Origin of the sequence: Bradyrhizobium sp. 930_D9_N1_4 (genome assembly GCF_052076015.1) — a bacterium.
Taxonomy (GTDB): Bacteria; Pseudomonadota; Alphaproteobacteria; order Rhizobiales; family Xanthobacteraceae; genus Bradyrhizobium.
This window is the reverse complement of sequence record NZ_CP197236.1, coordinates 2,986,526-3,000,595: the sequence shown is the minus strand read 5'-3', so window position 1 is coordinate 3,000,595 and position 14,070 is coordinate 2,986,526. Positions and strand designations below refer to the sequence as shown.

The following is a 14,070-nucleotide window of genomic DNA, read 5'->3' as shown; positions in this document are numbered from 1 at the left end:
AACGGCGGAAGACAGCGCGCGGCTTATAGTCCTGCGCTGATGGCATAGCCTAGCCCGATTTCAGGCACTTGCCATGCGAAATTCGCATGGCTTCGCCGATTGCGTTCAGATGGTGACTTGAGTCCCGACTTCAACCACTCGCCCGGTGGGAATCTGGAAATAGTCGGTGGCGTCATTGGCGGACCGGCTCAGCGCGATGAACAGATGGTCCTGCCAGAGCGGCATGCCCGACTGGGCCGAGGCCTTGAGCGACCTCCGCGACACGAAGAACGACGTCGACATGATGTCGAACTGCCAGCCCTGCTTGCGCGCGATGGCGAGCGCCTTGGGCACGTTCGGCTGCTCCATGTAGCCGAAACGCAGCCGGACTTTCGAGAACTTCTCGCTGATCTTCTCCATCCTGAACCGCTCGGACAGATCGACCCGCGGCGTATGCGCGGTCTCGATGGTCAGGATCACGTTGTGCTCGTGCAGCACCTTGTTGTGCTTGAGATTATGCAGCAGCGCGGTCGGCACAAAGGACGGATCGCTGGTCAGGAACACCGCGGTGCCCTTGACGATGTGCGGCGGCCGCTTCTCCAGGCTCCGGATCAGATCGTCCAGCGGCACCTCGATCCGGCGCGTCTTCTGGATCAGGATCCCCGAGCCCTTTCGCCAGGTCCAGATCGTCCCCGCCATGGCGACGCCAAACAACAACGGCACCCAGGCGCCTTCGAGCAGCTTGAGCAGATTAGCGCTGAAGAAGCTGATGTCGACGATGACGAACGGCACGATCACCGCGGCAGCCGTCGCGGCACGCCAGTTCCACAACTTCCAGATCACCACAAAGCCCATGATGCCGTCGGCGACCATGGTGGTGGAGACAGCGATGCCATAGGCCGAGGCCAGATTGCTGGGGGTGTGGAACAGCAGCACCAGCAGCATCACGCCGATCAGGAGCAGCCGGTTCACCCGCGGCAAATAGATCTGGCCGGCATGGGTCTCGGAGGTGAAACGCACCTCGAAACGCGGCAGCAGACCGAGCTGCACCGCCTGATAGACCAGCGAATAGGCACCGGTGATCACCGCTTGGCTCGCGATCACGGTCGCTGCGGTCGCAAGGCCGACCAGCGGCAGCACCAGATATTCGGGCACCATGCGATAGAAGGAATGTTCGATGGCGCTGGGATCGGACAGCACCAGCGCGCCCTGGCCGAAATAGTTGATCAGCAGCGCAGGCAGAACGAAGAACATCCAGGCCGACTGGATCGGCTTGCGGCCGAAATGGCCGAGATCGGCATAGAGCGCCTCGCCGCCGGTCACGGCCAGGAACACGGCGCCGAGCGTCACCAGGCCGATGGTGCCGTGCGACAGCAGGAATTGCAGCGCGTAATAGGGATTGATGGCGGCGAGCACCGACGGATCGTCGGCGATGTGGACGGCGCCCATCACCGCAAGAACCGTGAACCAGACCACCATCACCGGTCCGAAGGCGGCGGCCACCAGCGCCGTGCCCTTGCTCTGCACCGCGAACAGCAGTGCCAGAATGATGACCGTGAGCGGCACGACATAGTGCTCGAAGGCGGGTGTCGCAAGCTTGAGGCCTTCGACCGCCGACAACACCGAGATCGCCGGCGTGATCATGGAATCGCCGATGAACATGGAGGCGCCGACCACGCCGAGCGCCATCAGGAACCAGCTTCGCCGACCGAGCGCGCGCTGGCCGAGCGCCATCAGCGAGAGCGTGCCGCCCTCCCCGTTATTGTCGGCGCGCAGCAGCAGCAGAACGTATTTGGCGGTGACGACGATAAAGAGCGCCCACAGGATCAGCGAGAGCACCCCGAGCACCATGACCCGCGAGACCGGCTCGCCATGGGCCGCGCCCCTGACCGCCTCGTGGAATGCGTAGAGCGGCGAGGTACCGATATCGCCGAAGACGACGCCAATGCTTCCGAGCGTCAGGCCCCAGAAACCCGAGGTGGCCGGACCTTGCCCTTCCTGGGCGTCGGTCGATGTGATGCTCGCCGTCATGTGAGATGAGAAACGCTTCTTCCCGAGAATTGATCCGGCGCCTTTTGACGGTTCCGGCGCGCCTGTCAATCGGCAGCCCACCTTAGCAGGCGGCAAGCCGGATGCTGTGACGGAGCAGCAACGGTCGTCGCCTGCGCGACGACATGCCTCAGGTAGGATGGTAGCGCAAGGGGCTGACGCGCCGGCCGCCGCGGCGAGATCGCTCGAAACCGCTCTAAGGCTTCAAATTCGGCGGCAGTGGCGGATCTTCGCGCATCAGGGTGATGGTCACCCGCCGGTTGGCGGCGAGCGAGGGATCGTCCGGAAACAGCGGCTGGGTGTCCGACTTGCCGGAAACGGCAAAGATGTGCGACGGCGGCAAGCCTTGGCGCTCGAGGATCTGGCGCACGGCATTGGCACGATCGGCCGACAGGTCGAAGGCACCGTAGTCGCTGCGGGTCGGCACGAATCCCGCCGCAGTATGGCCGGCGATGGACACACGGAGCGGCGTGGCTTTCAGCGGAATCGCAAGCTTTTCGATCAGGCGGCGGGTGCGGTCATAGGGCACCTTGGAGCCGTCGGCGAACATCGAGCGGCCGTCCTGGTCGACGATCTCCAGGTTGAGGCCCTGCTTGGTTTCCTCGAACATGATGTGCTTGGACATCTCGGTCAGTTCCGGCATGTCCTGCAATGCCTGACGCAACGAGGCGGCGGCGAGCGCAAAATTGCGGTCGACCTTGAGTCTGGCGCCGGACGTCTTGTCGTGATCCTCTTGGTCCGGCGTCGGCGTGTTCGACGATTCCTCAGGCTGGATATGATCGACGTTCTTCAGCCGCGCGCGGGTCGGCAGGCCATCGGACTCGATGATGCCAGCGTAGCGGGCTTCGCTCTGGACGCCGAAGGCCTCGCGCATCGAGCCTGCGACGATCTTCAGCTTGTTGGCGTCCTGGGTGGAGAACGCGACCAGCATCACGAAAAACGCCAGCAGCAGCGCCATCAGGTCGGCAAACGTCACGAACCAGCCATGGCCGCCGTGTGCTTCTTCGCGTTTTTTCTTGGCCATGGGTCAGATCCGGGCGTCCGCGATTACGCCGGAACCGGCTCGCCTTCGGCGTGACGGTGCTTCTCGGGCAGATAGGCCAGCAGCATTTCGCGCACCAAAGTCGGGCTCTTGGAGTCGCGGATCATCAGAATGCCGTCGATGATCAGCGTACGATTGGTTTCCTCGTCGATCAGCTTGCCATGCAGCTTGTCGGCGATCGGCAGACAGATCAGATTCGCGACGAGCGCGCCGTAGAGAGTTGCCAGCAGGGCGGTCGCCATGAACGGGCCGAGCTTGGAGGGATCCGACATGTTCGAGAACATCTGCACCATGCCGATCAGCGTTCCGATCATGCCGAACGCAGGCGCGCAGTCGCCGATGGCGCGATAGATCTTGCTGCCTTCGTTGAGATGCAGCAGAAAATTGTCGCGGTCGCGCTCCAGATTGTCCCTGATGAAATCGAGGTCATAGCCGTCGGCGACGTAGCGGATGCCCTTGGCCAGGAACGGCTCGTCGGTCTCGACCTTTTCCAACCCCACCGGACCCTGCTTGCGGGCGATCTCGGCGATGCGGGCGAGCTCGTCCACCAGATCGTGCGCCGACAGCCGGCTCATCGTAAAGGCGAATTTGATGCCGAGCGGCATGCCGTGCATCAGCGCGCCGAGCGGAAAGCGGATCATGGTCGCCGCCGCCGAGCCGCCGAAGATGATGATCATCGCATGTTCACTGATGAACATGTGCAGATCGCCGCCCATCAACACCATAGCCACAATAACGGCCAGGCCACCCAAAAGCCCGGCGCCCGTCATAATATCCATGGGAGACTCCAACGCGAACGCAACAACGGCCGTCCTGGCCGATGGCGCAGCCCAACCCTGAACCGCATTGGAAACCCTAGAGCGCCGCCCTTAAAGCCGCGTAAAGGTTAAGTTGGGCCGACGCGCCCGAGTGGCGCAGCGTGCCGACGGAACGCCGGCTTTGCCGCCTGCCGACAGGAAATTCAACACTTCGCTAACCATAATTGCGGCGCGTCGTTGGTCGAGCCGGCAACGAGAACCGTCGAGCCATCCATCGTCATCGTTCAGCCTTCGACTGCGGCCCTGCGCCACATCCGCGGCAAGAGACGATGCAGTATTCTATGCTGCCGCTCCATCGCAGGAGCCGATTTGCCATGTTGACGCTGTTCAGTCTTCTCACCGCGCTGCCGGCGGTGCTGGCGTTCCATCTGCTCGAACCGGAACTCGTCCTGCCGGCGTTCAGCGTGCTGCTCTTCGTCGAGGCCGCCTTTGCCGTGATCGTAGCGCGCCTGATCCACAGTCGCGACAACGCGGACGACGTCACCCTGTGGGATCTCGCCGGCGGCTTCACCCTGATCGGATGCGCCGCCGCGATGTTTGGCGAACCGGATCAGGCCGTCCTGTTTCTGGAACAAGGCGGCCCGCGGTCGGCGTCGAAGCCGTAGCGTCAGTGAATCTCCGCCGAGCGCCTCAGCGCGGCCTTGAGCTTCTCCAGCGAGAAGTCGGGACTGCGGGCGATCTCCAGGATCGGCGTCTCGCGGCGGCCGCAGAGCTCGGCGGCCTCGGGCAGCTTTGCCGCGATGTCGAGCGGGATCACGATGGCGCCGTGCAGATCGGCGTGGATGAGGTCGTCCGACTTGACGGTCATGCCGGCAACCCGGACCTCACCGCCGAAGCTCTCCGCGTGCACCCATGCATGCGACGGACCGATCGAGCCGGCCAGCGCCTGGAAGCCAGGGGCCCATTGCGGAATGTCGCGGATCGAGCCGTCGGTGATGACGCCGAGGCAGCCAAGCGCCTTGTGGACGTTGCTCTGCACCTCGCCCCAGAACGCGCCGTAGCCGACATCGGGGCCGTCGATGTCTTGGATCACCGAGATGCGCGGGCCGTGACCGGTGCCGACATATTCGTAATATTCGATGCGGCGCTTCGACTGCTCCTCGGCCGGCAGCGAGGATTTCAGCACCGAGCGGATCGCAACCGTGCGGGCATAACCGACGATCGGCGGCAGATCGGGGAACGGGCAGACCAGTTGCTTGGTGGTGTAGCCGATCAGGCGGCGCTCGGGCGCCACGATCTCCATGGCGTTGCAGATCGTCGGGGTATCGTAGCGGCCCAGCGCTTCGAGGACGGAAGCGGGCAGCGGCCCGGTCGCGATATCAGTCACGGCGTTCTCTCCCAGATTGGCGGCCGCTGTTGTCGCGGTGCCGCCGGCACAGGGCGATATAGCCGAGATCGGGCTTCAACCCAACTCGGACGACTTCATGGCAGATATCCGCGAAAACCGTTTAGTGCAGCCGCCCGGGTCGGTCGTCCTCTTGCGGCGGCTCCGACAGGTTGGCGAGCGTCGGCGCCGAAGGCGGCGACGGCACCTCGTCTCCAGGCGGCGCGGTGGCCGCCATCGCCCGCGCCTGATCGCGATAGGATTTGTAGCCGAGCGGCAAAGCGAGCAGATACAGCACCGTGCCGACCGAGAGCACATGCCAGGGATAGGCGATCAGGATCGCGATGAAGACGATCACCGCGACGAACGCCGGCAGCACCAGTTCTGGCGACACGCGCATGCGCTTGGTCTTGCCGGAGAACACCGGCAGGCGCGACACCATCAGGAAGGCGATCAGCAGCGTATAGGCGGCCGTCACCGCCGCGGGCAGCCGGCCGAGATCGAGGAACGCCAGATAGATCGGCAGCATCACCGTGATCGCGCCGGCAGGCGCCGGCACGCCGGTGAAGAAATTGGCGGCGAAGGCGGGCTTGTTCGGATCGTCCATGGTGGCGTTGAAGCGCGCGAGCCTCAAGCCCCCGGAGATCGCGAACACCATGGCGGCGATCCAGCCGGCATTGCCGAGTTCGTGCAACTGCCAGAAGTACAGCATCAGGCCGGGCGCGACGCCGAAATTGACGAAGTCGGCGAGGCTGTCGAGCTCGGCGCCAAACTTGGACTGGCCCTTGAGAATGCGCGCAACGCGGCCATCGATGCCGTCGAGCGCGGCTGCGAACACGATGGCATAGACCGCGAGCGACATCCGCCCCTCGATCGACAGGCGGATCGAGGTCAGGCCGGCGCAGATCGCCAGCAGCGTGATGACATTGGGCACCAGCATGCGCACCGGGATCGGGCGGAACCGCCGGCGGCGAATGTCAGGATTTTTGAAGTCATAGGGCGTCATTGCTGGTCCTCACCTCGGGGCGAGATATAGCAAGCCGCGTTGCCCTCCGCCATTGCGGCGGAAGGCCCTCATGGACCGGCTTTTGGTTAATTGGCGCGGTAGGCGCGGTTGAGGTCATCCCCGGCGAGATCGGCCAAAATCGTCTCGCCCGCGATCGCGGTCTGCCCCTCCGATACCAGCGCCCTGGTGCCGACGGGCAGATAGACGTCAAGCCGCGAGCCGAAGCGGATCAGGCCGAAGCGTTCGCCGGCGCCGATCGCCTGGCCTTCCCTGACGAAACAGACGATGCGCTTGGCGACAAGACCTGCGATCTGCACCACGCCGATCCGCGCCGTCGGCGTCGAGATCACCAGCGAGTTGCGCTCATTGTCATCGCTCGCCTTGTCGAGCTCGGCATTGATGAACAGGCCCGGCCGGTAGGCGATGCGGTCCACCCTGCCCGCCAAGGGAGCGCGGTTCACATGGCAGTTGAACACGCTCATGAACACCGAGATGCGCGGCAGCGGCCGGTCGCCGAGCCCGAGCTCGGCCGGCGGCAGCGCCATGGTGATCATCGAGACCCGGCCGTCGGCGGGCGACACCACGAGCCCCTCGCGCACCGGCGTCACCCGGACGGGGTCGCGGAAGAACAGCGCGCACCACACGGTCAGGATCGTGCCGATCCAGCCCAGAGGCGACCACAGCCAGAACAGGACGAGGCTTGCCAGTGCAAAGCCGCCAATGAAGGGATAGCCCTCCTTGTGAATCGGCGGAATCTGACGCTGGATCGAATCGAGAATGGACATCGCTATCTGCCGACTAGGAGTTGATGGCACGCGGGGTGCCCCGCGCGGTTGTTTAGGCCAGAGTTGGGACCGGAGACAAGGTCACTCTGCCGCCGCAGGTGCCGGGAGGGCGTCATTGACCGGCGGCGGCTCCCGGTTGGGGGCCTCGCTGCTGTCGGCCATCTGGGCCAGTTTCTCGCGCGCCGCCTCGGCCTCGCGCTGCCTGTTCCACATGCTGGCATAGAGGCCGCCCTGCCCGAGCAGTTGGGCGTGGGTGCCGCGTTCGGCGATCCGGCCCTGGTCCAGCACGATGATTTCGTCGGCGCCGACGATGGTGGAAAGCCGGTGCGCGATCACCAGCGAGGTGCGGTTCTTCGCCACGCGGTCGAGTGCGCCCTGGATCTCGTGCTCGGTATGGGTGTCGAGCGCCGAGGTCGCCTCGTCCAGCACCAGGATCGGCGGCGCCTTCAGGACGGTGCGCGCGATCGCGACGCGCTGCTTCTCGCCGCCGGACAGTTTCAGGCCGCGCTCGCCGACCTGGGTCTCGTAGCCCATCGGCGCCATGCGGATGAAATTGTCGATCTGCGCGAGGCTCGCGGCCTCCTCGACTTCGGCATCGGTCGCGTCCCAGCGGCCATAGCGGATGTTGTAGCGGATGGTGTCGTTGAACAGCACCGTGTCCTGCGGCACCATGCCGATGGAGGCACGCAGGCTCGCCTGCGTGACCTCGCGAATGTCCTGGCCGTCGATCAGGATCCTGCCGCCGGAGATGTCGTAGAGCCGGAACAAGAGACGCGAGATGGTCGACTTGCCGGCACCCGACGGGCCGACGATCGCAACCGTCTGGCCGGCCGGCACTTCGAAGCTGATGCCCTTCAGGATCGGGCGCGCCGGCTCATAGGCAAAGCGAACGTCCTCGAACCGCACCGTGCCGGCGGACACGACCAGCGGCTGCGCACCCGAGACGTCCTTGATCTCCGCCTCGCGGCCGATCACGCCGAACATCTTCTCGATGTCGATGATCGCCTGCTTGATCTCGCGATAGACCATGCCCATGAAATTCAGCGGCTGGTAGAGCTGGATCATCATGGCGTTGACCAGCACGAAATCGCCGACCGTGTTGGTGCCATTGCGCACGCCGATCGCGCACATCAGCATGGTCGCGGTCAGGCCCAGCGTGAAGATCACGGCTTGTCCGGTGTTGAGCACGGCGAGCGAGGTGTAGGTGTGGACGCTCGCCTCCTCGTAGCGCGCGACCGATTTGTCGTAGCGCTGGGCCTCGCGCGCCTCGGCGCTGAAATATTTGACGGTCTCGTAGTTGAGCAGCGAGTCGATCGCCTTGGTGTTCGCCTCGGTGTCGGAATCGTTCATCTTGCGGCGGATGCCGATCCGCCACTCGGTCGCGATGTAGGTGTAGTACATGTAGACCGTGACCGTGATCAGGGTCGCGGCCACGTAGCGCCAGTCGAACTGCCAGAGCAGCACCGCCATCAGCAGCGTCACCTCGACGATGGTCGGGATCAGTTGCAGGATCACCATGCGCACGATGACCTCAATGCCCTCGCGGCCGCGCTCGAGCACGCGGGTCAGGCCGCCGGTCTTGCGCTCGAGGTGAAAGCGCAGCGACAGCTCGTGCATGTGGACGAAGGTGATGGTGGCGAGCTTGCGCACCGCATGCATGGCGACGCGGGCGAAGATGCCGTCGCGCCATTGCGTCAGCACCGCCATCACGATGCGCATCACGCCGTAGCTCGCGGTGAGCAGCAGCGGCGAGGCGATCACCCAGAGGTGCCAGTTGTCGGCCGCGACCGGCGCGGTGTTGGCGCCGGTCAGGGCATCGGTCGCCCATTTGAAGCTGAACGGCACGGTGAGCGTGATCAGCTTGGCCGCGAGCAGCAGCACCATCGACCAGACCACCCGCATCTTCAGGTCGGCGCGGTCGCCGGGCCAGATATAGGGCCACAGATGCGCCAGCGTGCCCATCAGCGTGGCCCGCTCCAGCGGTCCCCCGGCGGGAGGATCGGGAACGTCGGCGCCGTCGAACGATTGAGGTTGGTCCATCAAGAAGCCTGAAAGCCCGCCGGATGCGGGCAGCGTCACAATTTGCGATTTTCGCCCGTCATATAAAGCCTTCCCGATGCCAACGCACCCCGCCAGATGGCGAATCTTTGATTGTTTGTCGCCATTTACCGGTAGATTTCCGGGTGATCCGAATCACCGATTGGGCTTGACGCCCCTTCGCTGCAATGCATCATGACACCAATGAGCACCATCAAAACCGTCTGTGTCTATTGCGGCTCCGGCCCCGGAACCAACCCCCGCTTCACCGAAGGCGCAAAAGCGTTCGGCAAGGCCCTCGCCGAGAACAACATCCGCCTGGTCTATGGCGGCGGCTCGCTCGGCCTGATGGGCTCGGTCGCAACCTCCGTGCTCGATCACGGCGGCAGCGTCACCGGCATCATTCCCGAATTCCTGCGCAAGCGCGAGAACGCGCTGACGCGCGTGCAGGAGATGATCGTCACCCCCGACATGCACGAGCGCAAGCGGCTGATGTTCGAACGCTCCGACGCTTTCGTGGCGCTGCCGGGCGGCGTCGGCACGCTTGAAGAGCTGGTCGAGCAATTGACCTGGAAGCAGCTCGGCCGTCACGCCAAGCCGGTGCTGCTCGCCAACATCGACAATTTCTGGGAGCCGCTGTTCTCGCTGCTGTCGCATATGCGCCAGACCGAGTTCATCCGCGCCGGTCTTTCGGTCGACATCCTCAAGGCCGATCGCATCGAGGACATCCTGCCGAAGCTGAAATCGGCCGTGGCCCAGATCGCCGAGGCGGACAAGCAGCTCGCCCCGGACGTCGCACGAAAACTCTGATCATTCTTCCAGAAACGTCACCGCCTCGATCCTGTTACCGTCGGGATCGGTGACGAAGGCCGCGTAATAGCGCACGCGATCATGCGGGCGGATGCCCGGCGCGCCATCGGATGCACCGCCGGTGGCAAGTGCTGCGGCATGGAACGCATCGACCTCACTGGTCGTCTTTGCCCGCAGGCAGATGTGCACGCCGCTCGAAGACGCCACGCGCGGCATGCCGTCGCGCAGATTGATCCAGAACTCCGGATAGGCCTTGCCGAAACCGACCGTCCGCGGCCGCGTGACGACGCGCGTGAGCCCGAGGGCTGCGAGCGTGGCTTCGTAGAAACTTGCGGCGCGTTCGAGGTCGCTGACGCCGACGGAGATGTGGTCGATCATGTAATACCCCCATCCATCGTTGCCGGCCTCTCCCCACTCTCCGCTGTCATCGCCCGCGAAGGCGGGCGATCCAGTACTCCGAGACGCCGCGGCGTTACGTAGAAGCCACGGCGTACTGGATACCCCGCCTTCGCGGGGTATGACAGCCGTGCCAAGTGCTACGCCGGCGCGCCCGACTTCACGAGCTTGTAGATCACCGAGTCCATCAGCGCCTGGAACGAGGCGTCGATGATGTTCGGGGACACGCCGACCGTGGTCCAGCGGTCGCCGTTTTCGTCCTCGCTCTCAATCAGCACGCGCGTCACCGCGCCGGTGCCGCCGTTGAGGATACGGACGCGGTAGTCGATCAGCGTCAGGCCCTCGATGAATTTCTGGTATTTGCCGAGGTCCTTGCGAAGCGCGACGTCGAGCGCGTTGACGGGGCCGTTGCCTTCCGCCGCCGAGATCAGATGCTCGCCGGCAACGTCGACCTTGACCACCGCCAGCGCGACCGTGACGCGTTCGCCATGCGAATTGTAGCGCTGCTCGACATTGACGTCGAACTGCTCGACCTCGAAATAATGCGGCACCTTGCCGAGGGTGCGGCGCGCCAGCAGGTCGAACGAGGCGTTGGCGGATTCATAGGCATAGCCTTGCGCCTCGCGCTCCTTCAACTCCTCGACCAGCCGAGTCAGCTTCGGATCGCTCTTCTCGTAGGCAATGCCGGCGCGGTCGAGCTCGGCGATGACGTTGGAGCGGCCGGCCTGGTCGGACACCAGCACCTTGCGGTGATTGCCGACCATCTCCGGCAACACGTGCTCATAGGTCTGCGGATCCTTCAGCACGGCGGAGGCGTGAATGCCGGTCTTGGTGACGAAAGCGCTCTCGCCGACATAGGCCGCATGCCGGTTCGGCACGCGATTGAGCATGTCGTCGAGCGTGCGCGACACTTTTACGAGTGTCGCCAGCTTCTCGGCAGTAATGCTGATCTCGAAGGCATCGGCAAACTCCTTCTTCAATTTCAGGGTCGGGATCAGCGAGCAGAGATTGGCGTTGCCGCAGCGTTCGCCGAGACCGTTCAGCGTACCCTGGATCTGCCGTGCGCCGGCGCGCACCGCGGCGAGTGAATTCGCCACCGCCTGCTCGGTGTCGTTATGGGCGTGGATGCCGACATGGTCGCCGGGGATATGCTTCGTCACCTCGGTGACGATGGCCTCGATCTCGTTGGGCATGGTGCCGCCATTGGTGTCGCACAGCACCACCCAGCGCGCGCCGGCTTCATAGGCGGCCTTGGCGCAGGCGAGCGCGAAGCTCGCATCTTCCTTGTAGCCGTCGAAAAAATGCTCGCAGTCGAGCATGACCTCCCGTCCGGCAGCCTTCGCCGCCGCGACGCTGTCCCGGATCGAGGCGAGGTTTTCTTCTTTGGTCGTCTCCAGCGCGACGCGCACCTGATAGGCGGAGGATTTTGCCACGAAGCAGATCGCATCGGCTTTCGCCTCGATGAGGCCGGCGACACCGGGATCGTTGGAGACCGAGCGCCCTGCCCGGCGCGTCATGCCGAAGGCGGTGAAGCGCGCGTGCTTGAGCTTCGGCCTGGTGCCGAAGAACTCGGTGTCGGTCGGATTGGCGCCGGGATAGCCGCCTTCGACATAGTCGATGCCGAGATCGTCGAGCATCGCCGCGATGACCTGCTTGTCGGTCAGCGTGAAATCGACGCCGTTGGTCTGCGCGCCGTCGCGCAGCGTGGTGTCGAACAGATAGAGGCGCTCCATGCTCATTGCGATGCTCCGAGCGTCTTCTTCATGGTGGTGTTGGCAAGCCATTCGTCATTGACGGAGACGGAGTTGCGCTGCATGGCGGTGTAGCCGCGCTTGGCGAAAAAGCCCTGCGCGGTGTCGCTGGCATCGACCGTGAGGGCCGCCGCGCCACGGCCGCCGGCAAGCTTCTCCAGCGCATCGACCAGCATGGTCGCGATGCCCTGCCTGCTGACGGCCGGATGCACATAGAGCATGCGGATGTGGTCGGTGCCGCGCAGCGAAGCAAAACCGACCGGCGAGCCTTCCAGCGTCGCGATCAGCGTCAGGTCGGCAGCTAACCGCTTGCCGAACTCGTCGTCCTCGGCCGCCGCCATCCAGGCCTGCTGCTGCGCTTCGCTATAGTCGTCGCCGGTCAGCTCCTCGATGCTGGCGGTGAAGATCGCAGCGAGCACCGGCATATCATCCGGCAGGAACGGCCGCAAGCCGGGCTTCGGGTGCGCGTGTGCCATCGTCGTCACCACATCCCATACAGTTTGAGCACGATCGCCACGGCGGCCCCGAGCAGCAGGACTTTCAGCGCGATGTAATAGAGCCAGTGCCGCGGGAACGGCGTGTCGGGCCGCTTCATCGCGCGACCTCCCAGGTCGTGCCGTCCTTGGAATCCTTGATCGCAACGCCCATCCCGGCGAGCAGGTCGCGAATGCGGTCCGACTCCCCGAAATCCTTCCGCGCGCGCGCAGCCGTCCGCTCCGAGATCAGGCGCTCGACTTCTCCGGCATCGACGCCACTCGCCTGCTGCTTGCGGCCTTCCCATTGCGCGGCGCTCTCGGAGAGGAAGCCAAGCAGCCGCAGTGAGCCCGCGAGCGCGGGTACGTCGCTGCCACGCAGGCTGTGCAGCGCTGCGATCGCAAGCGACGTGTTGAGGTCGTCGAGCAGCGGCTCGACCACGGACGCAGCCGGCGCGCCGGGCTCGACGTCGGCAGCGACGCGATACCAGTCGTCGAGCGTCCGGGCGCTCTCTTCGAGCGACTTCATGGTCCAGTCGATCGGCGAACGGTAATGCGTCTTCAGCATGTTCAGGCGCAGCACCTCGCCCGGCCAGTCCTTGAGCAGCTCGTGGATGGTAATGAAGTTGCCGAGCGACTTCGACATCTTCTCGCTCTCGACCTGCAGGAAGCCATTGTGCATCCAGTAGTTCGCCATGCGCTCGCGATGGAAGGCGCAGCAGGTCTGCGCGACCTCGTTCTCGTGATGCGGAAACACGAGATCGATGCCGCCACCGTGGATGTCGAAATGTTCGCCGAGATGCTTCCAGGCCATCGCCGAGCACTCGATATGCCAGCCCGGACGCCCCTCGGCCTTGATGCCGGCCGGCGACGGCCATGACGGCTCGCCCGGCTTCGACGGCTTCCACAGCACGAAATCGGTGTTGCCCTTCTTGTAGGGCGCGACATCGACGCGGGCGCCGGCGACCATCTCGTCCAGGGAGCGATTGGACAGCGCGCCATAGCGCGGCAGGTCGGAATTCGCCGCGTTCATCGCCTGCGGCGAGAACAGCACGTGGTCCTCGGCGGCATAGGCGAAACCGCCCTTGATCAGCCGCTCGATGATCTCGCGCATCTCGACGATATGCTCGGTCGCGCGCGGCTCGACGCTCGGCCGCAGCGCACCGAGCGCATCGACGTCGGCGTGAAACTGCCCGCCGGTCTGCTCGGTGACCTTGCGGATCGCCTCGTTTAGCGGCAGGCCGGGGAAGTCACGCGCGGCGCGGTCGTTGATCTTGTCGTCGACGTCGGTGATGTTGCGGACATATTTGACGTGCGCCTCGCCGTAGAGATGGCGCAGCAGCCGAAACAGCACGTCGAACACGATCACGGGCCGCGCATTGCCGATATGGGCGAAGTCATAGACGGTCGGTCCGCAAACATACATGCGGACGTCCTTCGCATCGAGCGGCGCGAAGGTGCGCTTGTCCCGGCTCAGCGTATCGTAAAGGCGCAATTCCATAGGGATACCCGTCGGCTGTTGGCCGGGCGTCCAGTGCTCTCAATGTGTTTGAGAAAAGACGGCTCCAGCCAGCGAATCGCTAGCTCGTAATCTCGCGGC

At 64.6% G+C, this 14,070-nt stretch carries 13 protein-coding genes; 2 read left to right on the top strand and 11 right to left on the bottom strand.

What is annotated here, in order from left to right:
- Positions 1 to 105 precede the first annotated feature (105 nt).
- The 3 genes from AB7532_RS13735 to AB7532_RS13725 form a co-directional block, all read right to left on the bottom strand.
- Complete coding sequence (locus AB7532_RS13735) at positions 106 to 2,010, bottom strand: potassium transporter Kup (protein WP_441235316.1); 1,905 nt, start codon at positions 2,008 to 2,010, stop codon at positions 106 to 108.
- Between the two features lie 214 nt (positions 2,011 to 2,224).
- The gene (locus AB7532_RS13730) at positions 2,225 to 3,052 is read right to left on the bottom strand and encodes a flagellar motor protein MotB (RefSeq protein ID WP_441235315.1); all 828 of its coding nucleotides are present in this window, start codon (positions 3,050 to 3,052) and stop codon (positions 2,225 to 2,227) included.
- A gap of 23 nt (positions 3,053 to 3,075) precedes the next feature.
- On the bottom strand, positions 3,076 to 3,849 hold the full coding sequence (locus AB7532_RS13725) for a motility protein A (protein WP_441235314.1): 774 nt from the start codon (positions 3,847 to 3,849) through the stop codon (positions 3,076 to 3,078).
- Positions 3,850 to 4,202: 353 nt separating this feature from the next.
- On the opposite strand from AB7532_RS13725, the gene AB7532_RS13720 reads away from it, so the two are divergent.
- Positions 4,203 to 4,493, top strand: coding sequence for a hypothetical protein (locus AB7532_RS13720; RefSeq protein ID WP_441235313.1), 291 nt, complete (start codon positions 4,203 to 4,205; stop codon positions 4,491 to 4,493).
- A 2-nt stretch (positions 4,494 to 4,495) separates the two neighbouring features.
- Here AB7532_RS13720 and AB7532_RS13715 read toward each other — a convergent pair whose 3' ends face one another.
- From AB7532_RS13715 to AB7532_RS13700, 4 genes are all read right to left on the bottom strand, one after another.
- On the bottom strand, positions 4,496 to 5,215 hold the full coding sequence (locus AB7532_RS13715; protein WP_441235312.1) for an RraA family protein: 720 nt from the start codon (positions 5,213 to 5,215) through the stop codon (positions 4,496 to 4,498).
- Positions 5,216 to 5,336: 121 nt separating this feature from the next.
- Positions 5,337 to 6,218 (bottom strand): CDP-alcohol phosphatidyltransferase family protein, encoded by an 882-nt coding sequence (locus AB7532_RS13710; RefSeq protein WP_441235311.1) that lies wholly within the window; start codon positions 6,216 to 6,218, stop codon positions 5,337 to 5,339.
- A gap of 86 nt (positions 6,219 to 6,304) precedes the next feature.
- Positions 6,305 to 7,033, bottom strand: coding sequence for a phosphatidylserine decarboxylase (locus AB7532_RS13705; protein ID WP_441235310.1), 729 nt, complete (start codon positions 7,031 to 7,033; stop codon positions 6,305 to 6,307).
- Between the two features lie 51 nt (positions 7,034 to 7,084).
- The gene (locus AB7532_RS13700; protein WP_441235309.1) at positions 7,085 to 9,043 is read right to left on the bottom strand and encodes an ABCB family ABC transporter ATP-binding protein/permease; all 1,959 of its coding nucleotides are present in this window, start codon (positions 9,041 to 9,043) and stop codon (positions 7,085 to 7,087) included.
- A 201-nt stretch (positions 9,044 to 9,244) separates the two neighbouring features.
- Here AB7532_RS13700 and AB7532_RS13695 point away from each other — a divergent pair, with 201 nt between their 5' ends.
- The gene (locus AB7532_RS13695) at positions 9,245 to 9,850 is read left to right on the top strand and encodes a TIGR00730 family Rossman fold protein (RefSeq protein ID WP_441235308.1); all 606 of its coding nucleotides are present in this window, start codon (positions 9,245 to 9,247) and stop codon (positions 9,848 to 9,850) included.
- On the opposite strand, the gene AB7532_RS13690 is transcribed toward AB7532_RS13695, so the two are convergent.
- From AB7532_RS13690 to cysS, 4 genes are all read right to left on the bottom strand, one after another.
- Positions 9,851 to 10,228 carry a VOC family protein gene (locus AB7532_RS13690; protein ID WP_441235307.1) on the bottom strand — a complete coding sequence of 126 codons (378 nt, stop codon included), beginning with the start codon at positions 10,226 to 10,228 and terminating at the stop codon, positions 9,851 to 9,853.
- A gap of 158 nt (positions 10,229 to 10,386) precedes the next feature.
- Positions 10,387 to 11,985: a citramalate synthase gene (gene cimA / locus AB7532_RS13685; protein WP_441235306.1), complete on the bottom strand. Its 1,599-nt coding sequence runs from the start codon at positions 11,983 to 11,985 to the stop codon at positions 10,387 to 10,389.
- Positions 11,982 to 12,473, bottom strand: a complete 492-nt coding sequence (locus AB7532_RS13680; RefSeq protein WP_441235305.1) for a GNAT family N-acetyltransferase — start codon at positions 12,471 to 12,473, stop codon at positions 11,982 to 11,984. Before AB7532_RS13680 ends, cimA begins: the two co-directional genes overlap by 4 nt.
- 115 nt (positions 12,474 to 12,588) lie before the next feature.
- Positions 12,589 to 13,971, bottom strand: coding sequence for a cysteine--tRNA ligase (cysS, locus tag AB7532_RS13675; RefSeq protein ID WP_441235304.1), 1,383 nt, complete (start codon positions 13,969 to 13,971; stop codon positions 12,589 to 12,591).
- Positions 13,972 to 14,070 lie beyond the last annotated feature (99 nt).